Origin of the sequence: Pseudomonas sp. 21LCFQ010, assembly GCF_024129905.1 — a bacterium.
Classification (GTDB): domain Bacteria; phylum Pseudomonadota; class Gammaproteobacteria; order Pseudomonadales; family Pseudomonadaceae; genus Aquipseudomonas.
Window position 1 is genome coordinate 68,258 of the sequence record NZ_JAMYDZ010000016.1, and the last position, 21,442, is coordinate 89,699.

Annotated in this window: 20 protein-coding genes; 5 read left to right on the forward strand and 15 right to left on the reverse strand. The window is 60.3% G+C overall.

Annotated features, from left to right (window positions below; all coding sequences use genetic code 11):
* Nucleotides 1-39: 39 nt before the first annotated feature.
* On the forward strand, nucleotides 40-1,287 hold the full coding sequence (locus NJC38_RS18295; RefSeq protein WP_253116343.1) for a VWA domain-containing protein: 1,248 nt from the start codon (nucleotides 40-42) through the stop codon (nucleotides 1,285-1,287).
* A 47-nt stretch (nucleotides 1,288-1,334) separates the two neighbouring features.
* Here NJC38_RS18295 and NJC38_RS18300 read toward each other — a convergent pair whose 3' ends face one another.
* The 13 genes from NJC38_RS18300 to NJC38_RS18360 all read right to left on the reverse strand — a co-directional run bounded on the left by NJC38_RS18300 (nucleotide 1,335) and on the right by NJC38_RS18360 (nucleotide 13,053).
* A complete protein-coding gene (locus NJC38_RS18300) occupies nucleotides 1,335-1,913 on the reverse strand; it encodes a TerD family protein (protein WP_045487792.1) in 579 nt (192 codons plus the stop codon).
* A gap of 37 nt (nucleotides 1,914-1,950) precedes the next feature.
* Nucleotides 1,951-2,526: a TerD family protein gene (locus NJC38_RS18305; protein WP_045487790.1), complete on the reverse strand. Its 576-nt coding sequence runs from the start codon at nucleotides 2,524-2,526 to the stop codon at nucleotides 1,951-1,953.
* A 27-nt stretch (nucleotides 2,527-2,553) separates the two neighbouring features.
* Nucleotides 2,554-3,591 (reverse strand): TerC/Alx family metal homeostasis membrane protein, encoded by a 1,038-nt coding sequence (locus NJC38_RS18310; RefSeq protein ID WP_045487787.1) that lies wholly within the window; start codon nucleotides 3,589-3,591, stop codon nucleotides 2,554-2,556.
* A gap of 27 nt (nucleotides 3,592-3,618) precedes the next feature.
* Nucleotides 3,619-4,068, reverse strand: coding sequence for a tellurite resistance TerB family protein (locus NJC38_RS18315; RefSeq protein WP_045487784.1), 450 nt, complete (start codon nucleotides 4,066-4,068; stop codon nucleotides 3,619-3,621).
* 215 nt (nucleotides 4,069-4,283) lie between these two features.
* The gene (locus NJC38_RS18320; RefSeq protein ID WP_253116345.1) at nucleotides 4,284-5,477 is read right to left on the reverse strand and encodes a TerD family protein; all 1,194 of its coding nucleotides are present in this window, start codon (nucleotides 5,475-5,477) and stop codon (nucleotides 4,284-4,286) included.
* The gene (locus NJC38_RS18325) at nucleotides 5,474-6,064 is read right to left on the reverse strand and encodes a TerD family protein (RefSeq protein ID WP_045487778.1); all 591 of its coding nucleotides are present in this window, start codon (nucleotides 6,062-6,064) and stop codon (nucleotides 5,474-5,476) included. Before NJC38_RS18325 ends, NJC38_RS18320 begins: the two co-directional genes overlap by 4 nt.
* Before the next feature lie 47 nt (nucleotides 6,065-6,111).
* Entirely contained in the window at nucleotides 6,112-6,852 is a 741-nt protein-coding gene (locus NJC38_RS18330; RefSeq protein ID WP_253116347.1) for an HAD-IB family hydrolase, read from the reverse strand.
* Nucleotides 6,853-7,803, reverse strand: a complete 951-nt coding sequence (locus NJC38_RS18335) for an HpcH/HpaI aldolase/citrate lyase family protein (protein ID WP_253116349.1) — start codon at nucleotides 7,801-7,803, stop codon at nucleotides 6,853-6,855.
* Nucleotides 7,803-8,897, reverse strand: coding sequence for a cysteine protease StiP domain-containing protein (locus NJC38_RS18340; protein ID WP_253116406.1), 1,095 nt, complete (start codon nucleotides 8,895-8,897; stop codon nucleotides 7,803-7,805). The genes NJC38_RS18335 and NJC38_RS18340 overlap by 1 nt, the downstream gene beginning before the upstream one ends.
* 16 nt (nucleotides 8,898-8,913) lie before the next feature.
* Nucleotides 8,914-9,672 carry a trehalose phosphatase gene (locus tag NJC38_RS18345; protein WP_253116351.1) on the reverse strand — a complete coding sequence of 253 codons (759 nt, stop codon included), beginning with the start codon at nucleotides 9,670-9,672 and terminating at the stop codon, nucleotides 8,914-8,916.
* Nucleotides 9,665-10,798, reverse strand: coding sequence for a phosphoribosyltransferase domain-containing protein (locus NJC38_RS18350; protein ID WP_253116353.1), 1,134 nt, complete (start codon nucleotides 10,796-10,798; stop codon nucleotides 9,665-9,667). The genes NJC38_RS18345 and NJC38_RS18350 overlap by 8 nt, the downstream gene beginning before the upstream one ends.
* Before the next feature lie 55 nt (nucleotides 10,799-10,853).
* Complete coding sequence (locus NJC38_RS18355) at nucleotides 10,854-11,996, reverse strand: trypsin-like peptidase domain-containing protein (RefSeq protein ID WP_253116355.1); 1,143 nt, start codon at nucleotides 11,994-11,996, stop codon at nucleotides 10,854-10,856.
* 58 nt (nucleotides 11,997-12,054) lie between these two features.
* Nucleotides 12,055-13,053, reverse strand: a complete 999-nt coding sequence (locus tag NJC38_RS18360; RefSeq protein WP_253116357.1) for an ATP-grasp domain-containing protein — start codon at nucleotides 13,051-13,053, stop codon at nucleotides 12,055-12,057.
* Nucleotides 13,054-13,211: 158 nt separating this feature from the next.
* On the opposite strand from NJC38_RS18360, the gene NJC38_RS18365 reads away from it, so the two are divergent.
* The 4 genes from NJC38_RS18365 (at nucleotide 13,212) to NJC38_RS18380 (ending at nucleotide 18,245) form a co-directional block, all read left to right on the forward strand.
* Nucleotides 13,212-13,757: a DUF1523 family protein gene (locus NJC38_RS18365; protein WP_045487759.1), complete on the forward strand. Its 546-nt coding sequence runs from the start codon at nucleotides 13,212-13,214 to the stop codon at nucleotides 13,755-13,757.
* A 95-nt stretch (nucleotides 13,758-13,852) separates the two neighbouring features.
* A complete protein-coding gene (locus NJC38_RS18370) occupies nucleotides 13,853-14,869 on the forward strand; it encodes a class I SAM-dependent methyltransferase (RefSeq protein WP_253116360.1) in 1,017 nt (338 codons plus the stop codon).
* Nucleotides 14,870-14,978: 109 nt separating this feature from the next.
* Nucleotides 14,979-17,930 (forward strand): DUF748 domain-containing protein, encoded by a 2,952-nt coding sequence (locus NJC38_RS18375; RefSeq protein ID WP_253116362.1) that lies wholly within the window; start codon nucleotides 14,979-14,981, stop codon nucleotides 17,928-17,930.
* Between the two features lie 3 nt (nucleotides 17,931-17,933).
* Nucleotides 17,934-18,245, forward strand: a complete 312-nt coding sequence (locus tag NJC38_RS18380; protein WP_253116364.1) for a DUF2845 domain-containing protein — start codon at nucleotides 17,934-17,936, stop codon at nucleotides 18,243-18,245.
* Between the two features lie 157 nt (nucleotides 18,246-18,402).
* Here NJC38_RS18380 and NJC38_RS18385 read toward each other — a convergent pair whose 3' ends face one another.
* Together NJC38_RS18385 and NJC38_RS18390 are read right to left on the reverse strand one after the other, a co-directional pair.
* Entirely contained in the window at nucleotides 18,403-18,753 is a 351-nt protein-coding gene (locus NJC38_RS18385) for a BON domain-containing protein (protein ID WP_253116366.1), read from the reverse strand.
* A gap of 246 nt (nucleotides 18,754-18,999) precedes the next feature.
* Nucleotides 19,000-21,381: a TonB-dependent receptor gene (locus tag NJC38_RS18390; RefSeq protein WP_253116368.1), complete on the reverse strand. Its 2,382-nt coding sequence runs from the start codon at nucleotides 21,379-21,381 to the stop codon at nucleotides 19,000-19,002.
* Nucleotides 21,382-21,442 lie beyond the last annotated feature (61 nt).

Consider the following 21,442-nt stretch of genomic DNA (forward strand, 5'->3'; position numbering starts at 1 on the left):
GCTGCGGTCAAACGTCCACATCAAACTCCAGGAGGCGCCATGCTGATTTCCCAAGGACAACGTGTCCCGCTGTCGAACCTGATCTCGGGCCAGACATTGACCCTGACCCTCGCCATCGACTCGCCACATATCATTGACTATGTGTGCTTCGGCGTCGACGCCAACGGCAAGCTGTCAGATGATCGCTACATGATCTTCTTCAATCAGCCGGCCAGCCCGTGCAATAGCATCCAGCAGCAAGGCAATGAGTTTCGCCTGAACCTGAGCAGCCTGCCGGCCAGCATTGATCGGCTGGTGTTCACCGCCTCGATCGATGGTGCAGGCACCATGCAGCAGATCCGCGCCAGCCACTTCAGTATCGGCCAGGCGGGTCGCGAGGTTGCCCGCGGCGAGTTCTCCGGCAGCAGCTTCAACGCCGAAAAAGCGATCATGGTCATTGACCTGTATCGCAAGAACGGTGAGTGGCGGCTGGCTTCCAACCTGCAGGGCTACAACGCAGGGCTCGATGCCCTGGTGGTGCATTTTGGCGGCGAGGTCGCCGATGAGCCTGCTCCGGCACCGGCACCTGTCGTGGCGACCGCGAAAATTTCTCTGGAAAAGAAAGTGGCCGAGGCGGCCCCACAACTGGTCAGCCTGGCCAAGAAAGCCCAGGTCAGTCTGGAAAAGGCGCAGTTGACCGATACCCGCGCCCGGGTCGGGCTGGTGCTGGATGCTTCCGGCTCCATGAACGGCCAGTACTCCAGAGGCCATGTCCAGGAAGTCGTTGACCGTCTGTTGCCGCTGGCAGTGCATTTTGACGATGACGGCGCGCTGGATTGCTGGGCCTTTGCCGCAAAGCCAATGCGCTTGACGCCGGTCACCTTGAGCAACTTCCGCGATTTCATCAAGACCGACCATGGCGGCTGGCGCGACTGGGAACTGGGTTCACGGGTCAATAACGAACCCAAGGTCATGCGTCAGGTGATCGACTTCTACAAGCAGTCTGGCGACCGTACCCCGGTGTATATCCTGTTCATCAGCGATGGCGGCGTATCGCAGAACCGCGAGATCATCAAACTGATGAGCGAAGCCGCCAGGCTACCGATCTTCTGGCAGTTTGTCGGCCTGGGCGGGCATGGTTACGGAGTTCTGGAGAAGCTCGACGACATGGAAGGCCGAGTGGTGGATAACTGCAATTTCTTCGCCCTCGACCGACTGGACGAGATTGCTGAAGAGAAACTCTATGACCTGCTGATGGAGGAGTTTCCTGACTGGCTGAAGGCAGCCAAAAGCGCAGGAATTCTCTAATAAAAAAACCGCCATCGAAGATGGCGGTTTTTGTTTACCGATCAGGATCAGCCGATCGATACACCATGAGCTTCAGCCAGTGGCTTGAGGCCGCCGGCGAAGCCCTGGCCGATGGCCTTGAACTTGAACTCGTCGTTGTGACGATACAGCTCACCGAAGATCATCGCGGTTTCGGTGGAAGCATCTTCCGACAGGTCGTAACGGGCGATTTCCTTGCCGTCAGCCTTGTTCACAACGCGGATGTAGGCGTTGGAAACCTGACCGAAGCTCTGCTTGCGTGCATCGGCGTCGTGGATGGTCACAGCGAACACCAGCTTCTTCACGTCGGCAGCCAGGCCGGTCAGCTTGACCAGTACCGACTCGTCGTCGCCTTCGCCAGCGCCGGAGCGGTTGTCGCCCAGGTGCTCGACCGAGCCATCAGCCGACTTCTTGTTGTTGTAGAAAATGAAGCCGCTGTCGTTCAGCACCTTGCCATTTTCACCAACGACGAAGATCGAAGCGTCGAGGTCGAACTCGGTACCGTCAGTCACGCGAGGGTCCCAGCCCAGGCCAACAGTGATTTCCGACAGACCAGGAGCTTCTTTGGACAGAGAGACGTTGCCGCCTTTGCTCAGACTTACAGCCATTTGCGTGTTCCTCCAGTGAATACAGATAAAGCCTGAATCAGAAATTCAGGCCGAGATTGTTGGCAACAGCGCGCAGGCCACCGGCATAACCCTGGCCGACAGCGCGGAATTTCCACTCGCCATTGTTGCGGTACAGTTCGGCGAACAGCATGGCGGTTTCGGTCGAGGCATCTTCAGCCAGGTCGTAACGTACGATCTCGCTGCCGCTTTTCTCGTTGACCACGCGAATGAACGAACCACCCACCTGACCGAAGTTCTGCTTGCGCGAATCGGCGTCATGGATGGTGACCACGAACACGACTTTCTCGACGTCGGCCGGTACGCGGCTCAGGTCGACCTTGATCACTTCGTCGTCGCCGTCACCGGCACCGGTACGGTTGTCACCGGTGTGCTCGACGGAGCCATCAGCGCTCTTGAGCTGGTTGTAGAAAATGAAATCCGCTTCACTGCGGACCTTGCCACTGGCGCCGATCAGAAAAGCACTGGCGTCCAGATCGAACTCCTGACCGTCGGTGGCGCGTGGATCCCAGCCCAGGCCGATCAACACATTGGTCAGGCTCGGGTCAGTCTTGGACAGCGAAAGGTTGCCACCTTTTTGCAGAGTCAAAGCCATGATTGGGTAATCTCCTTTTTCCAGTATTTACGCTTTTGCAGCCGGTTCTTCGTCTTTGGCCGGGAACAGTACGCTGGCCAGAATACCGATGGCCAGTACAACCATGACGACGATCAGGCTGGTGTTCGGGCTGATGCCGTAGCCGTGGCCGAAGATGTGATCGGTTGCGTTCAGGCCCAGTTTGAAGGCGATGAAGAACAGCAACGCAATAACTGCTTTTTCCAGGTGCACCAGGTAGCGCTTGAGTGCTTCGAGGACGAAGTACAGGGTACGCAGGCCCAGGATTGCGAACAGCATCGCCGAGTAGACGATCAGCGGCTCACGGCTGACAGCGATGATCGCCGGTACCGAGTCGAAAGCGAACAGCACGTCGGAGATCTCGGCCACAACCACACACAGAAACAGTGGGGTTGCAAACAGAGCACCTTTGGCCGCCAGAGTGATACCGGCGTTTTCAGGCTTCTTGATCTCTTCTTCGAGTACCGAACGGCGCACGAAGAAGTTGTGGCCGTGCAGCTTTGGCCAGACCGGGAACAGTTTCTTGGCGAAGCGGTAAGCCATGTGCTGCGAGTAGTCGATCTCTTCGTCGTCGTCATCGCCGGCACGCAACATCATGATTGCGGTCCAGGCAACGATGATCGCAAACACCACTTCGACCCATGGGCCCAGGGCCAGCAGGCCGGTACCGATGGCCACGAAGATGCCGCGGAACACAATGGCGCCCATGATGCCCCAGTACAGAACACGATGGCGCAGGCCATCGGGAATCTTGAACCAGGCGAACAGGGCCATGAACACGAACAGGTTGTCGACACTGAGGACTTTTTCCAGCGCATAGCCGGTAAAGAACAGGGTCGAAACTTCTGAGCCGTGCTGGAAGTACAGGAACACGCCGAACGCCACCGAGATGGCGACCCAGAAGATCGACCACAGGGAGGCCTGGGTCAGGGTGATCGGCTTGTTGCCGCGGTGCGAAAAGAGGTCGATGATCATCGCGCCAACGGCAAGACCGATAAATACGGTCATTGTCAGGGGCGGGAAGCCGATAGCAGTGCTGCTTTCCATTTAACAGAGTACCTCGAGGGATATAGATTACAGATCGAAGTCGGCCGGGTTCAGGCCCAGTTCGCGACAAATGATCCGGCACACCTGGCGCTCGCTTTCTTCGAAACTGCCGTCGGCACCACCAATGGCGCAGCAGACGCGAATCAACAGACGCGCAGCATCTTCCTTGTTCTTGATCTTGCCAATGGTCTTGAGTGCTTCGGCACGACCGATCTCGACATCGAATTCGAACTTGGAGCAAGCATCCTGGAAGGCCTTGATGACATCTTTCATGTCAAAGGCTTTGAGTTCCTGGGAGTTCTGGATGAAACCCGCCATCTTCTGCTTCTCGGCGGAGCTGATATCACCATCAGCAGCCGCGACCAGCGCACATCCCGACACGACCGCATCAAGGAATTCGCGGTTCTTGTACTTCGAGACCTCAGAGGCGAGTTTGTCACGCGCCGCTGTTGCATTGCTTTTCAACCAGTCCAGCATTCTATCCCCCTTTGGAGCGGCACGGCCGCCCCAACACTCTTAATTACGGAATCCACGTGGGCACCTCTAAAAACTACCTGCGTGGCCATCGCGTTGTTGAAATCAGGCTAAAAGTGCTCACTTACAACCCGTAAGCTCCGCTTTTTAGCCTGATTTCGCCTGGCGCTGGCTGCCTCGCCTACGTTTTTAGAGGCACCCACTGACATCAACGACATTCACTTCGAGCCAGCCGCCCAGCGCATACCCCAGTTGTAAGCCTTGTCCATATTGCTGTGGCCGTTATGGAAATCAACCCGGCGAGTCACCTTGACCGCGCCGTTGTCGTTTTCCAGCAGGGCGATCGCACACATGCCCTGGCGACCGCCCTCCTCGTTCAGACGCACCTCGATCGGTGGCTGGCCTGGCACGTGGATCGTGATCACCCCGTCGGTTTCCTTCCAGTTCGGTGCGCCCTCGTAAATGAAGGCGTAGATCAGGATCCGGCGAATCTTGCTCCAGTGGCTGCCATTGATATGCAACCACTCACCCTCACTGACAGAACCGGTACGGTCGTCGCCCATCAGCTTGATGTAAGGCTCTTCCTGCAGCGAACCGAAGGCATTGCCCAGCGCCTGCACGGCGCCCTTGTAACCGTCCTGCAGCTCGAACAGGCAGCCGACATCGAGATCGATGGCATTGCTTTTGAGCCGCGAGAAAAAACCGCCCGAACCTTCGCTGCGGCGGTTCCAGTTCAGGTTGACGCGAATTTCGCCGAAACCGGCACTGGTCTTTTCCAGACTGATCGAGGCGCGTGTCTTGTCCAGCGTGATCTTGCTCAGGCTGACCGTGGGTTTGGCCGCAGGTGCCGGAGCTGGAGCTGGAGCTGGAGCTGGAGCTGGAGCTGGAGCTGGAGGCTGCACCTCGGGAGCCGCCACTTCAACCCCGAAGTTCTTCGCCAGTGGCTCCAGGCCGCCAGCAAAGCCCTGAGCAACGCAGCGGAATTTCCAGGCGCCCTGACGCAGATAGAACTCACCAAGAATCAGTGCGGTTTCCTGCATGCCCGAGGTGGAAATTGCCGCCTCAAGACCGCCGCTGATGCTCACCTGCAAACGCGAGACCTTATCGAAACTGGCCTTGTTCTCGTGGATGGTTGCGGTCAGTGCAACCTTCTCGATCGCCGGGTCCAGTCGCGCCAGGTCCAGATTGAAGCGCACCTTGCCGGTAGCGCTGTCGGTCAGTTGCACAGCGCCGCCGTTGACGCTGGTCTGGCCGTAGAAACACATGTCCTGGTCGCCACGCACCTTGCCGGTATTGGTCAGCAAAAATGCAGAGATGTCGATTTCCGCACCTGCCAGAGGCGAGTACTCGACGTCGACCGTCAATGGGCCGGCCGCTACTGGCGCGTTGGCGCCTGGGACAAGTTGGGTCATGCGCGAATCGCTCCAATGGCCAGATCGACCAGATCGTCAGCGGTACGGCCGTTGGTCACCTGACCGACTGCGGTGAAGTCCCAGCCGCTTGCGGTACGGGTCAGGTAGGACATGACCACACCGGTGTGATGACCTTTCTCGGACAGGTCGAAGCGACCCAGCTCGTTGCGCGAGCCATTGTCGACGATACGGCAATAGGCGTTGGCGACCTTCTCGAAGGTCTGCCCGGTGAACGAGTTGACGGTGAACACCAGGTACTTGACGGTGCCCGGCAGACGCTCCAGGTCGACGCTGATCGTTTCGTCGTCACCGGCGCCTTCGCCGGTACGGTTGTCGCCGGAGTGCTGGATGGCGCCGTCGCGCGATTGCAACTGACGGAACCAGACCAGGTCCAGCGGCTTTTTGTCGGCGTCGAGCATGATGCACGAGGCATCAAGGTCGATCTCGCCACCGCCGCCGAGCAGTTTGCCGAAGAACCCGCTGGCTTTCTCGGGATCCCAGCCCAGGCCCATGCTGACCTTTTTAAGGCCCGTGCCGGCGGTCTTTTCCAGCGAGATTGTCTGGTTTTTTGCCAACGTGAGTGCCATTTTTCGCTCCCTTGAACTACGGTAGTCGGATTAAAAGCGTGACAGCGTTACCGCGATGGCTCATCAAAGCCATCTCGATTGTGTAACTTGGCGTTAATGGCCGCCTTGGACGTGGTCTTGGGCAGGGCCTTGTAGCGCCCCCGCTGCCACGCCGGATGGAAATGTCGCCAATGGGCATCCTGGGCGGCGGCGAGCAATTCGTGGTCACCACTGGTGTCGCCCCAGGCGCGCACCCGGAACTGGCTCAGCGGGCCGTAAACACCTTCAAGACGGCTGACCTTGGAATCACGTCGGCAATTGCTGCCTTCGATCAGCCCGGTCAGCTTGCCATCGACAATCTCAAGGCTGGTGCCGATCAGCTCGACCTTGAGACGATCGGCAAACGGGCGCAGCACGATTTCCGGCGATGCCGAGCAGAGCGTCACAATGGCGCCCTTTTCAAGCTCGGCTGCCACCGAAACCAAGGCGGTCGGGCGCATCAGGCGATCCCACCACGCGTCGCAGAAGGCCTGGGCCTTTTCCTCGACCCACTGGGCTTCGACGCCGCTGAGGAAAGCTTTGATCAATCGCGCTTTCAACTCGTCGCGGGTCACGCGCCGCGCCAGATAACCGAGACCGGGCAGCACCATGCGCGCCATGCGCGAGGAAAATGTCCGCTGACCGAAGGCGAACTTCAGAAAAGGTACGAAGCTGTCATGCCGGGTCAGGGTTCCGTCAAAATCGAACACCGCCAACAGGCGCTCCTGCACCTCAACTTCCAGATCGGGTTCTATCACTGGCTCTGTCATTTAGCTAACCGCCTCAGCGAGTCGAATGCTGGCATCCACGATTGCAGCCGGCGCCGGCAACACGCCATGCCACTTGGCGCGCTCCATGATGCGGGTTGCCCACTGGTAATGGGTGGCCGGCTCACACATCGCGTCGTTGTACTTGAACACCGCAGCCGCCGCAGAGTTCAATATCATCCGTGCAGAATTCATATCTTCCAGGCTGACCCGCAAGGCGTTCTGGATGGTGGTGATCTGCGAAGGATGGATCGCGGTCTTGCCCACCAGGCCATGGGAGATGTCCAGTGCAAGCTCCTGCTCAAGAATCTCCGGGGTTGCCAGTTGTTCGAAGACCGGCGCGGTCAGGGCAAAACCCAGCGACCCCATGACCCCCGCCAGCATCGGAATCACATAGCCCATCGGCGTGCCATACAGCGTCATGGCCGGATTGCGTCGCAACCCCAGACAGCCCATCAGATCATTGCCACCGATGCGCAGGGCAATGATGCGCTGATCGAGGCTGCCCTTGAGCGCCTGGCCCAAGTCAGCCATGGCCTGCGGATTGAAAACCTCAGGCGTTTCCAGGGTCGGCATCAGCGCCAGCGCCGGATTGGTCACTGCCTGCTCCCAACTGCGCAGGTTGCCCAGCGACAGCTTGGGCACCACGAAACCGTCAACATGGCGCATCAGCGGCCAGTCGTTGAGCACCGCCGCCATTTGCGCATCACGAGGCCGCACGAACAGCAACGGGCCATTCTCGGGACGCCCGCCAACGGTCTCGATACGCAGCAGCACTTCACGCAAGTTATCCAGCGCCGTGGTCACATCAACCGGCGCCACGGCATCTTCCAGACACACCACCAACGAGCGGAGTTCGGGAATCTTGCGGCCGAACACCACCTCGAGAATGTCTTCCCGGGTGGCCGGCATGTAGAGGGTCGCGCCCAGCGCATAAGGCGAAAAAAGGGCCATCAGCTGAGACTCCGAATAATGGTTGCCGCCCGATAGGGGCCAAGGGCAGCGCCAACCTGCTCGACCGGGACACCCGCCCGTTCGGTCAGATGCAACAGTAGCTGCACGTCACTGTCACGCTCGTCGCGCACCAGTACATGATCAGGTACCCGGCGCATGACGGCCCGCGTCGCTTCCGCAATACCCGGTTTGATCCGGTTGAAGTTGCTCACTGCAAACCGCGCCGCAAGACCATCAATGGCCTGTCCCGCCGCCGCCTGCAGCTGCCCGGCCTGGTCTGCCGACCATGGCTGCGCCGTGGTCACGGCCGGCAACTGCCGACGCAGGCCGTCAATCCGGTCGACAAACGGCCGGGTCACGTCGTGGGCCTGCAAATGATCGTAGACCACACAACCATGCAAACCGGCCTCAGCCGGCCAGATGGAGCGCGAGACCAGCCCGGAAACGGTAGCACCGAGAATCCCGGAAGGAATGACCCAGTCTTCGGCGGAGGCCGCCAGCCAGGCGCGGCCGCAGGGATCGGCGAGCACCACCAGCCGGGGCGGCCCGCTGAAACGCGGGTCTTGCGCCAGGCTACGTTGTACCTCAGCACTGATTGCGCCTTTGCCGGTCCAGCCGTCGACGAACACGATCGACTGCGCGCCGTGAGCCTCGATGATCGTCTCCAGGGCAAGCTGATCGATGCCCCGGTCGCGGATGATACTGATGCCGTAATGACAGGCCTGGCGCCCCAGGTCGCGCAGGGCGCGGCCCAGCAGCACGCCCAGCGGCAGGCCGGCACGCACGAACGACACCAGCACGATCTGCGGCCCGTGGCACTCCCGGTCAAGGGCTTGGGCAAGTGCCTGGACATCTTCGGCCATACGCTGACCGTTGTACGCCAGGGCGCGCTCATACAGCTGCTGGTGCTCAGGCGTCGGCGCCTGTTCCTGGCTGATCATTTCCGAATAGTGCTTTTGCCGGGTCTGGATCAGCCGCTCTTTTTCTTCGACGCCGGTGACTTCGATGTCGACACTGCGCAGCAGAAACTGCACGTCGTCTTCACGGTAGCTGCCGCTGCCGACGGTGGGCATGCCCTGGATCGGAGCGCGCACCGCGCCGTGCCGCGGGTTACTCACCGGTCGCCTCCAGAAACACCCGGGCCAGCTGACTGCGGGCCGGGGTTGCCCACCAGTGACATTCGTTCATAAAGCCCAGGTCAGTGATGCTGTCGCCAAAGCCCAGTATCGGGCGCTCGCCATGCACCGCCCGATCGCGGCGCAACCATTCCTGCACGGCGTAGCGCTTGGCCAGGCCATCGGGCAAGAATGCCAGGTTGTTGCCATTGCCATGCACATGCATGCCGTCGAGCAGGCCACGGCTCTGAACTTCAGCCAGCACCCGCTCAAGGATCCGGTCGTCGCTCTGGTTGTGCTTGGTGACCACGTAATGGAACAGGCGCGCCTCCTCCACCACCCAGCCGCGCAACGAAAAGCCCAGTTCCTGACCAATCGCCAGGGTCGCGGCGCACAGCTCATGCAAACGCATCTGGTAGGCCGCCAGGGTTTGCTTCATCTGCTCGTTCCAGTCCTGATCCACCCGGCCGCCGGCATCGAGCATCACCCCGCCATGCGAGCAGATGGCGCCCTGCGTGAATGGCAGCTTCACCCGGCTGTAGGCCTCGACACTGCGGGCGGTCACCGGCACCACGTCGGCATTGGCCAGCATCCAGTTGACGAACGATTGCTGCACGTTGGTCATGTAGCCGTTGGGGTTGCCGCTGATATCCACGGTCGCGGGGTGCTTTTCGATACCCGGCGCGGTCTTGCGCGCGGTCTGAAACAGGGTGTCGTCAAGGTCGACGAGAATCAGGGGGCGTGGATTACTCATCACAGATGACCTCGGCATTGAGTGCTTCGACCAGTTCGGCAGCGACGGCCTGAGCCGGTGTTTCGGTGCAGATCAGTACCCGGTCGTAGTGCCCGGGGCGGACGTTGTAGAGAAAGTTGGGAATCCCCAGCCCGTAGTTGTCAGCGAACGACAAGGCATGGCCGATGGCATGGCCCAAAGCAATCGGCGAACGGCTGGTGGAACTGAAATGCACATCGGCACCGGCCCGCTCCAGCCGCTCAGCCAGCAGGAACGGCCGCCAGACGAACTCACTGGTACCCACCACGAGGATTTTCTCCCCGGCCTTGACTTGCAGGTCCGGCGCCAGGCTGTCGTTGACCGAACGCACCCCCAGGCGGCCCCAGTCATTATCTGCCGACAATGACCAGTCACCCGCCGCCACGGTGCCTACCTGAGGCATTTCAGGCAATGGCGCCTCAGGGTCTTCGGCAAAGTGATAGTTACCCTGCAGCAGCGAAACCTGCTCGGTCTGCACGTTTGCGCTGCGGCTGACCGCGCCTGCCGACCAGTCGGTCAGCACACAGGTCACCAATCGCTCGATCCGCGTCAGGCCGGCCTCGACCAGCGCGTGATGCAGGTTGATGAAGGTCTTGCCGGTCGAGGCTTCGTCATCGACCAGCACCAGCGAACGCGCGGCAAGCATCATTTCGCGCAGGAGCGGGTCGACAGGCTGGTGAATCAGGTGGGCACTGGCATGGCTGTGCTCTTCTTCGAAACGGGCGAACAACTCAGTACCAGTTGGATGCCGGGTGCTGACCATGTACAGCACATCGTCGCGGGCCTGGCTGTAGGCGCGGTGCACCCCGGCACCAAGGCCGACGGCAGTCTCTGCCATGCCGATGATCAGGACCGGCCCCGGCAGGTCCGCAGGAATCCGCGCTGCAAGGTCTTCGAAACTCTGCTGCATGACCGCCGGGCGCACAGGAATGTGCCGGCCCAGTACTCGCGAGACGAACAGAAAGGCACGCTTGGGGTTACGCCGCTCGGCAAAGCCGAACAGCGAATCAGGGGCAATGGAGGAGGCATCCACCGTCACATCGAGGCGTCCACGCATCAATTGGGCATGCAGCATGGTCGGTTGGGGAAGCGCCTGACGGCTGTTCATCGATCAAATCCTGGTTGGAGAAGCAAGTGTATCGGGGTGTACCGACCAATCAGAGTCAGCTACGGGAGGCTTCGACCAGCCATAACGCCGACTGTGCGGTACGGGATATTTCAGTTGTGCTGTAGGTTCTTTCCGGGCGCAGCAACGTCGTTGGTACCCGACAGGCTTGTAGAAACGCCACCAGCAGCGCGGATTTGACTGCAAAGTTCATATTCTGTGCGTCCGGCACGCTGGAGGTGACCATGCCGACCACCGCGCCGCCGCTGTCGAACAGTGGACTGCCACTGGAGCCAGGCTGGATCGGTGCGGTGAATTGCAACAGGCTGGCATCGCTGTGCAGGCCGAACAGGCTGGAAATACCGCCTTGGGTGACCTGCAGGCTGCCACCGGAAATCGACGCCAGCGGATAACCCAGTGCCACGACGTTGTCACCCGCCTCGCAGCCCGGCCCTTCGCGAAACGGCAATGAGTGGAGCGGCGAGGCCCCCTGCACGCGCAGCAAGGCAATGTCATTGCGTCGGTCAACCACCACCGGTTCGACCTTGTAGCGGCCCTCCAGAGAGCTGATATGCAGTACGCTCATGTCTTCGATGACATGCGCACAGGTCATCAAGTGCGCCGGCCCCACCGCGAATGCCGTGCCGGTCGCTGACTGATGTCGCGGTTCGTTCTGGCCACCGCTATTGGCACCGCGCCGCGGGTGGTAATCGCTGACCGTCAGGCCGATGTTGCGCCCGAATGCCGCCAGGCCATAGGCCGAGCCTTCGCTCAGGGCACGAAATTTCCATTGCTCATTGCGGCGGTAGAACTCACCGATGATGATCGAGGCTTCGCCGTTGTCGCGCAGGTCAAGGCGATACTCGATGTCGTTGTCGATCTGCAGGGCCAGGCTGCTGACGTCACTGACCGGGCCGGCCGCTGCATAGACATAAACCATCAACAGCACCCGGTCGCTGCCGCCCGGAAGGTTGTCGAGGGTCAGGGTGCAGCCGACGTTTTCCGGGCCGCCGCTCCATTCCATCCAGCGCTGCTCATCATGCAGCAACGCGGCGTCGCCGGTAGGCTGGCGCTTCTCGTTGACCGGCAGCAGCGCAACGGCGGCAAAGTCGCCGAAAACCGAAGCCTTGCCGCTCTCCAGATTCCAGGAGCAGCGGGCATTGGCAAGAGCGATGTTTGCGCCAGGTGCCAGCACTTTCATACCGGTCCTCCTTGATGGGCTGAAAGACTGACTAATAGTAAAAATCTATTATTCACGATCACGCGAGAGCCCGTACAGCCACCGTAATGGCCTTCACGCGCATATTTGGCAACCAATTTGTTTCCGGTTCTTTCAGGCCAAGACGTCGACACGCAAAAATACCGGGCAAGTTGACGCCTGTTTCACGGGTATAACCGATACCGCCGGAATAACGCGGGTTAATTTCCAGCAGGTGCGGTTTGCCCTGCGCGTCATCGCGGGTCTGTACATTGACCAGGCCGTCGCAGCCGAAGTGCTCGGCTGCCTGCATCGCCAGCTGCACCGCTGGCGTATCGCGCTCAAAACTCTGATGCAGGCCCTGCTTGCGCCGCCCGACCCCGGTAATCACCTTGCCGCCTTCACAGATCAGGTCCACCGAACACTCACTGCCCGCCATGTACGGCATGACCAACATCGCAGGGCGCTCGCCAGGTTGCCGATAGGCCTGCAGATAAGCGTCGAAGGTGGTCTCGCGCGCATCAGGGTTGGCAAAACAGCGGAACGCATCAACGCCGTCCTTGAAGCGCCAGAAGCCATGACCAAAGATGCCGACCGTTGGCTTGATGCATACCTCACCGTAAACACTCAACGCGGCGTAGGCCTCTTGCAATTGCTCGGCATTGGTTACCGTGATGCCCGGTATACAGGCCAGCCCGGCCTGCTCGGCGGCGGCGGTAAAACAGCTCTTGTCGTCTACGCTGTGGAAGGTTTGCGGCGACAGGCCGCCGGTGACCAGATCGAGGTCGGCTTCAGCGAAACGCTGACGATGGTTTTCATAAACACTGCCAATGCGTCCGGCCACCACCACCTTTACCCCCAGTTGCCGGGCCGTACTGATCACCCAGTCGATTCGCTCGGCGCTGTTGTGCGGCTCGCGCAGGGCGATGTCAGCCTGGCTGGTGATCTCCGGACGCTCCTGGCGATGCGAGGCAACGATACGTACCGACGCTGGCAAGGCTTCGCGTGCGCCCATGATGATTTCACGTTGGCTGGACTGCCCTTCCAGGAACCAGATCATGCAACTCTCCGTCGTTTGCAGCCATCCGTGATGGCCTTGTCGAATTTTGTAATAACTGATTTGCTGCAAAATACTGGAATTCAAGCAAAGTCGCGCGATTTCTAGTAGAAAGCCGCAGATTCCTGACACTCAAGCAATTCTTCAAAGAGGACAATGACATGAAGTGGCTCAGACGGTCGATCTGGCTGGTGGTTTTTCTGGTTGTGGGCGTGGGCGCACTGAGCCTGCATTACCTGCTGCCACGGCATGATGTGGTGCTGGTCACTGGCGTTGAAGTCAAACGCATGGACGCTGACGGCGTGATCAACGCCGAGAACCCGGCAGACGGCCCGACCCGTGACGTTTACTTCATCAACACTGAAGACCCGCAAACCAAGAAAGTCGTGGTTTACCGCAACGAAGACACCGGCTGGAGCTTCCCGTGGTATTTCAAGTTCGACTCGGCCGACCTGCAGGCCAAAGCCCAAGGCTACTCGCGTGACGCACAGCAACTGGTCCTGATCCGTCATTACGGCTGGCGTATCCAGATCCTGTCGATGTTCCCCAACATCACCGCCGTTGAGTCGACCAGCAGCCGTGACGAGCCCTTCCCGGTGTTCAACACCGTGTTCTTCACGGTGCTGATCCTGATCGTGCTGTTCAGCGCCCTCTTCATCCGCCGCCGGGTGCGCAAGCCACGTGTCGATGGCGTGGTTCGCAGCTGACCGCTCCGGCATGCCGGCACGCAGAGCCCTCCGTGCCGGCTGCGTAACTGATAAACTCCCGCGCCTCATTCCTGTTCCTGCCCGAGGCGCTTTGCATGTCCTTCCTGAACCAGGCGCTCAGCGTCGCCCTCGACCGTCGTCAAGCGCTGCTGGCTGAACTGCATGCGCAAGGCACCGATTGCTACCGGTTGTTCCATGGTAGCCAGGAAGGTGCCGCGGGTCTGACCATCGACCGCTACGGCCCCCAGTTGCTGATTCAGAGCTTCCATGAAAGCCTGGCGAGCGACGTCGTACCGGGGTTGATCGATACCGTCCAGCGCCATCTTGGGCTTGAACTGCTGCCGGTGTACAACGACCGCTCGGGCGGCAACTCCCGCATTGATCGCCAAGACAGTATATTTCAGGCCAGCGAAGCGGCCTTGCAGGATGGCGTCGGCCATGAAGGCGGCTTGAAGTACCGGGTCCGTGCCAGACACCCAGGCCAGGACCCGCTGCTGTTTCTCGACCTGCGCAATGCCCGCAGCTGGGTGCGCCAACACAGCGCCGGCAAGAGTGTATTGAATTTGTTCGCCTATACCTGCGGGGTCGGCCTCAGCGCAGCAGCCGGCGGCGCCCGCGAGGTGTGCAACCTGGATTTCGCCGAGGGCAACCTGGCAGTCGGCCGCGAGAACGGCATGCTCAATCCGCAACTGCCACCGATGCAGTTCATCCAGTCCGATTACTTTCCGGCGATCCGTCAGTTGGCGGGCCTGCCGGTCACCGCCCGGCGCGGGCAGAAGCTGCCAGCCTATCCGCGTCTTTTGCCACGCCAATATGACCTGGTCCTGCTCGACCCGCCCGCCTGGGCCAAAAGCGCCTTTGGTACGGTCGATCTGTGGCGTGATTATCAAAGCCTGCTCAAACCGGCACTGCTGGCGACTGCCGAAGATGGCGTGCTGATCTGCTGTAACAACCTCGCCAAGGTGCCGATGGATGAATGGCAAGAACAGGTGCTGCGTTGCGCTGAAAAGGCCGGACGCCCCGTGCGCGAGTGGCAAGTCATCCGACCGGCCGATGATTTTCCGTCACTGGATAATCAGCCACCGCTCAAAACGCTGGTTCTGCAGTTCTGAATGCAGGCAAATATAGGGAATTTTCCTACGAAGCTGGTCGGCACTGGCTTGTGAACCGAAAGCGCATGCCATACTCCAAGCACCTCCTGCCAGAGAGAGCGCTGCACCAATGCCCAAAGGTCTTAAACGTATTATTGGCGCCCTGGTGGCGGTCTTCGTGCTGTACAGCCTGCTGGGCTTTTTTATCCTGCCGGGCGTCGCACTGCGCATTGCCAATCAGCAACTGGCCGAGTACGCCAGCGTACCGGCCCGCATCGAGCGCCTGGAGTTCAACCCCTACAGCCTGGAACTCAAGCTCTGGGGGCTGAATATCGGCACACCGGGCCAGGAGCAGGTAGCCCTGGAAAAGCTCTACGCCAACCTGCAGATCGACAGCCTGTGGAGCGGTGCCCTGCATTTGCTTGACGTCGAGCTGGTAAAGCCGAAAACCGAACTGCTGTTCGACAAGAGCGGCCAATTGAACCTCACGCAGTTGTTCAAGCTGCCTGCCACTGAGCCATCGCCTGCAGCCGAACCTGCTGGCAAGCCCTTTGCCCTGCGCATTGACCGCATCAGGCTGGTCGACGGCTACCTGCACTTTCGTGACCTGCGTCCCGGCGAGCCGATCGAGTTTCTCTACGACCAGTTGAACCTGGAACTGAAAAATCTCAGCACCCTGCCTGAAGACAATACTGATGCCACCCTGGTGGCGGCCGGCCCTGACGGCGGGCAGATCGACTGGCAGGGCCGCTTCAGCCTGGCGCCGATTGCCTCCGAAGGCACCCTCAAGGTCACCGACAGCAAGATGAAGCTCTGGTGGCCCTATGTACGTGACGCCGTGCCGCTGGCCTTGCAGGATGGCCGACTGAGCCTGGAAACCGGCTACAAATTGAATCTGGCCAAGAACACTGAGCTGCAACTGAGCAACACCCGGGCAAACGTGACAGCCTTGGCACTCAACGCCCCGGATGGCCGCTCGCTGGTGCGTTTGCAACACCTGGAGGTCAGTGACACAAGCCTGGATCTGGTCAAGCAGCAGGTAGTAGTCGGTAAAGTGCGCAGCCAGAAACTGGAAACCTGGGCGGCCCGTGAAGCAGACGGGCAACTGGACTGGCAGAAACTGTTCGCCGGCCAGCCTGCCCCCAAAAAGCCCGCCGCCGCCAAGCCCGCCGTTGACGACAAAGCGGCCGAGCCTGCGGCGCCAGCCGCACCGGGCAAACCCGCTGAAGCTTCGCGGCCCTGGCAGGTACTGGTGCGCGATGTACAACTGCGCAACTATCAGGTCCATCTCGCCGACCGGGTGCCAAGCGACCCCGTCGCTCTGGAACTGGGCCCGCTGAACCTCGACCTGCAAAATTTCGACAGCCTGAACAAGTCGCCCTTCAAGCTCAGGCTCGATACCGGCCTGGGTAAACAGGGCAAGCTGACCGCCGCCGGCGAAGTGAATCTGGCCCCGGTCAGCGCCAGGCTCAATGTCACCAGTGAAGACCTCGACCTGCGCATCGCCCAGGCCTATATCAGCCCGTTCATCCGTCTGGAACTGCGCAGCGGCATGCTCGGCAGCGACCTGGCGGTGGATCTCAAGAGCACCGAGCCGCTGGCCCTGAGCGTCACCGGCAAGGCGCAGGTCAATCAGTTGCACGCCCTCGACACGCTCAAACAGCGTGACTTCGTCAAATGGCAGCAACTGCTGCTGGGCGGCCTGAATTATCAGCATGGGCAAAGCCTGTCCATCGACCGGGTCGACCTGCTGCAACCCTATGCGCGCTTCATGATCAACGAAGACCGCACCACCAACGTCGATGACTTGTTGATCCCACAGCCGGCCGAGCCAAAAACCGCTACCCGCAGCAAAAGCAGCGCCAGCGCGCAAAAGCCGCTGGGTATCCGGGTCGGGGAAGTGAACATCAATGATGGCTCGGCGTACTTCGCTGACTTCACCCTGACGCCGAACTTCGCCACCGCCGTGCAACAACTCAACGGCCGGATCGGCCCGATCGATAACAGCCACAACAAACCGGCACCCGTCAACATCCAGGGCAAGGTCGACCGCTACGCCCCGGTGGTCATCCACGGCAGCCTCAATCCGTTCAACCCGATGTCCAGCCTGGACATCGCGACCAGTTTCAGACGCGTCGAACTGACCACCCTGACCCCTTACTCGGGCAAGTTCGCAGGCTTTCGCATCCGCAAGGGCCGGCTGAACCTCGACCTGCATTATCAGATCAGCGAAGGCCGGCTCAAGGCCGAGAATACGGTGCTGGTCGAACAGTTGCAGTTGGGCGAGAGGGTCGACAGCCCGGATGCCCTGGACCTGCCGATTCGGCTGGCGGTGGCACTGCTCAAAGATCCCCAAGGGCGGATTTCTCTGGAGCTGCCGGTGGAGGGTGACCTGAATAATCCGCAGTTCAGTGTCATGCCGATTGTCTGGCAGACCCTGCGCAATCTGGTGGTACGCGCCGCCCAGTCGCCGTTCAAATTTATCGGTGGGCTGGTGGCCGGTGGTGGCTCGCAGGATCTGGGCAGTATCCAGTTTGCGCCTGGCTCCAGCAACTTGTCAGGTACAGCGCAACAGGCGCTCGACAAACTCGCCGCGGCCCTCAAGGAGCGTCCGACACTGCGTCTGGAAATCGAGGGCACCAGTGCCCAAAGCAGTGACGGCCCTTTGATCGCGCGCCAGCGTCTGGAGCGTGAGTATCAATTGACCTACTACAAGATCATGCAGCGCCGCGGTGACAAGGTCCCGGCCAACGCCAGCCTGTTGCAGGTGCCGGAAGACGAAAAGGCGCCGATGCTCGAAGGCATTTATCGCGCCCGGCTCAAGCAGCAACCACCGGCACAGTGGGAACAGCTTGGTCAGGAAGCCCGCACCAATCAGTTGCGCAATGCCATGCTGCAGTTCTGGAGCAGCAATGAAGTGCTGTTACGCGAGCTCGGTCAGGACCGGGCGAGCAGCATCAAGGATTATCTGGTGGGCAAAGCAGGACTGGAAGATGATCGGGTGTACTTCATCGACGCGCAACTCGGCAAGGCCCAGGCCGATGGCCAGGTCATCACCCCCCTGCATCTGGACAGCGAATAACCCATGAGCCGCTCTTTGACCTGCGCCATCCTGACCCTGACCGCACTGTTGGCAAGCCCGGCACAGGCCTCGACCATGCGCTGCGGCAGCCAGTTGATCAGCCTCGGTGACCATGCCTTCGAGGTCGAAAGAAAGTGCGGCACGCCAGTCAGCCAGGCGGTGATCGGCTCGAAGGAGAGCTTTAGCGGCAACTATCGGTATTCGGAACAGGTACGAATCGAGGAGTGGATCTACGGCCCTGATCACGGCATGTATCGTTACCTGCGCTTTGAAGGCGGACGATTGATACGCATTGACAGCAAGCGCGGCCAATAGCGCCAGTGACTTTTCAAGACTCGAAATAGAACAGGCCCCGACTCAAGAGCCGGGGCCTGTAATGGCCACATCCATATGGCCGATCGCATGAACTTTCTACACCAGGTTCCGGCCTCCCTGGCCAGAACCCGTGTCAGATGCTCATAGTCGAACCGAATTATTCAGCTTTCAGCGCTTCAGCAGTCACCGACTTCACGCCTTTGATGTTCTTGGCGATGTTCACGGCAGTTTTCTTCTGAGTCTCGGTCACTTTGACGTCCGAAGACAGGGCAACCACGCCGTTAGCGGTTTCTACTTTGATGTCAGAGCCCGGAATGCCTTTTTCGGTCAGCAGGTCAGCTTTCACCTTGGTGGTGATCCAGGTGTCGCTGCCTTCTTGCTTGGCGTTTTCAACAGTAGTGTTGGCAGCCAGCATCAGCGGAGCCTGGGTAGCGGTCTGGGCGAATGCGCCACCGGTCATGGACAGAGTCAGAGCAGCGGCAGCAGCAGCGATAGCGAACTTCTTCATACGATGAACTCCTGTTTTTCTGAAAAACCGCGCCAATGTCTAGCGAGGGTTAACAGGTATATCGCAAGCGCTGTGCCAACTTTTTACCACTGATAATTTCCTTATCAATCAAGTAGTTATAAAATTATTGCAATTTGCGCATCGTGCAGATTGCCCGCTCGGCTGCTCAGGACGCTTGCAAGTTGCAAGTGTTACACCCAGCTGACAGGTTGCTCCTGGAGCGGGTCAGCATCTGGCGGCTCAGCGCTAGAAGCCCATGCTCAAGGTTGCGGTCACGGAGGCCGGTTCGCCGGCATAGTTACCGGCACTGGCGACCGTCTCGATGTAATCGCGGTCGGTCACGTTGCGGGCATTGAGCGATACCCTCAGCTGTTCATTGATGTCGTAGAACAGGCTCATGTCGATGCGCGCATAACCGCTGGCACTGTAGTTGTTGGCCAGGTTGCCATAACGCTTGCCGGCATAAATCACCCCGGCGCCGATCCCCAGGCCTTGCAGTGGGCCGCTCTGCAACTGGTAGCTGGACCATAGCGAGCCGCTGAGCACCGGAATACCTTCCAGGCGATTGCCTTCTTCAAGCTGGGTGTCCTTGATCAACTTGGCATCGAGCACGGCCACGTTGCCGATCAGGTTCCAGCCATCGCTGATCTCGCCGCTTACATCCAGTTCGACGCCGCGCACCCGCTGCTGACCGGTCTGGATCGAATAGTTGCTATCGGCAGGGTCTGTGGTGGACAGGTTCTCACGACGGATCTCAAATGCCGACAGGGTGGCACTCATGCGCTCGGGAATCAGCTCGTACCTGGCGCCGATCTCGTACTGTTCGCCGGTTTCCGGGTCCAGCACGCTGCCATCGCGGGTCAGCCGGTTTTGCGGCGCAAAGGACGTGCTGTAGCTGGCATACAAGGCCAGCCGGTCAGTCGGCTGATAGACGATGCCGGCCCGCGGCGAAGTGTCCGACGGCTCGATATTGATATCGCTGTAGCTGCCGGTTGCCGTGTAGTTGCGGTTGCGCTGCTCGACCTTGTCCCAGCGCACACCAAGCAGCAGTTTCCATTGCTCACTGAGGTCAATCTGGTCTTGCAGATACAGCCCGTAGCTGTTCTGCCGCACCCGAGTGTCTTCACCAAAGCTGAACGGGCCAGGCTGTGCGCCATGCACAGGGTTGAAGATGTCCAGCGCTGCCAGATTGGCGCGCAGCATCCGAACTTGGCGCCTGCCATTGACCGTCTCGAAGCCGCCCAGCAGTTGATGTTGCAGCCCCCACAGCGAGAAATCGGCAATGGCTTCGAACTGGGCGCTCAGCGAACGGGCCGACTCGTCGAAATCCGTCGCCCGCCGATTGGTCGTGCGGCCATCGCTTTGCAGCGATTGCTGGGACACGTTAAGCATGTGCTTGCTCGATTCATCCCAGCGAGTGACCTGACGCAGGGTCAGCCAGTCGTTGGCTTGATGCTCGATGCGTACCCAGGCAGCAGTCTTGTCGCTTTCAGCTCTGGACCAGGGCTCTTCAAGAAACAGTTTATGCCGCGAGTCGACCTTGTCATTGAGCGCCAGCAGGCCGCGGTCGTACTGGGCGTCGGTTTCGGTGTACTCCAGGCCCATCTCTACCCGAGTGAGCTCACTTGGCTCCCAGAGCAACGTCGGCGCGATGAAGCGCCGGTGGCTGTCGCGGTACAGGTCGCGGAAGCTGCCCTCGGTCTGCGTCGCAATGGCCAGCCCGCCAGCAAGAGCATGCTGGCTGTCCAGCGGACCGCTGAGGTAGGCCTGCAAGCGGCGCATGTCCCAGGAACCGACCTGCGCCTTGAGCTGGCCTTGCGGCGTATAGGTCGGCTTGCGGGTCACCAGGTTGATTAAACCGCCGGGGTTGCCACGCCCGTACAACACCGAGGCCGGCCCCTTGAGCACTTCAACGCGCTCGATGTTGCTCAGGTCGCTGAGGATTTCCGGGCGGACCACCAGCGAGTTGGTCATCATCCCGTCCACCGCATAAGTGGTGTTCTGAAAACCGCGAATGAAGAAGCTCTCAGTGGTGCCGCCGTGAGTGTTGCCGCGTTGAATACTGCTGACGTTACTCAAGGCATCGCCCAGGCTGGTGATCTGTTGATCCTCGATCACCTGGCGGGTGACCACCTGAATCGACTGGGGGATATCGCGCAACGGTGTGTCGGTTTTGGTTCCGGTAGCGCTGCGCGCCGCACTATAACCTTCAACCGTGCCAATCGCCTGGCTGCCTGAATGCCACCCGGAAATGTTGGTGGCATCGAGCTGCAGTGCCGAACCGCTGGCCGGTAACGCACGCAATGTGTAGGTGTTGCCAGCCTGTGGCACCGCCTCAAGGCCGCTGCCACGCAGCAGTTGCCCGAATCCCTGACTGATCGTCCACTCGCCTTTGAGTGCGTCGCTGCGCAGGTTCTGGGTCACGACCGGGTCAATCGGCAGAGTCACCCCGGCTTTGGCAGCGAAGGCGGCGAGGCTTTCGCTCAGCGGGCCGGCGGGAACATCATAGTACTGCGTAGCTTGCTGGGCATGGCTCTGCGGCGCCACGGCGATGCAGCTCAAAGCCAGCGCCGGAGCGCCGATGGCCCTGGCGAGCAAAGCGACACGAAACAGCGATGATGCGGGCATGAAGGGGTTTCCTGATGGCGTGTAAGTGCGTTTTCAGGAGGGAGGACACGCCACCGGCAAA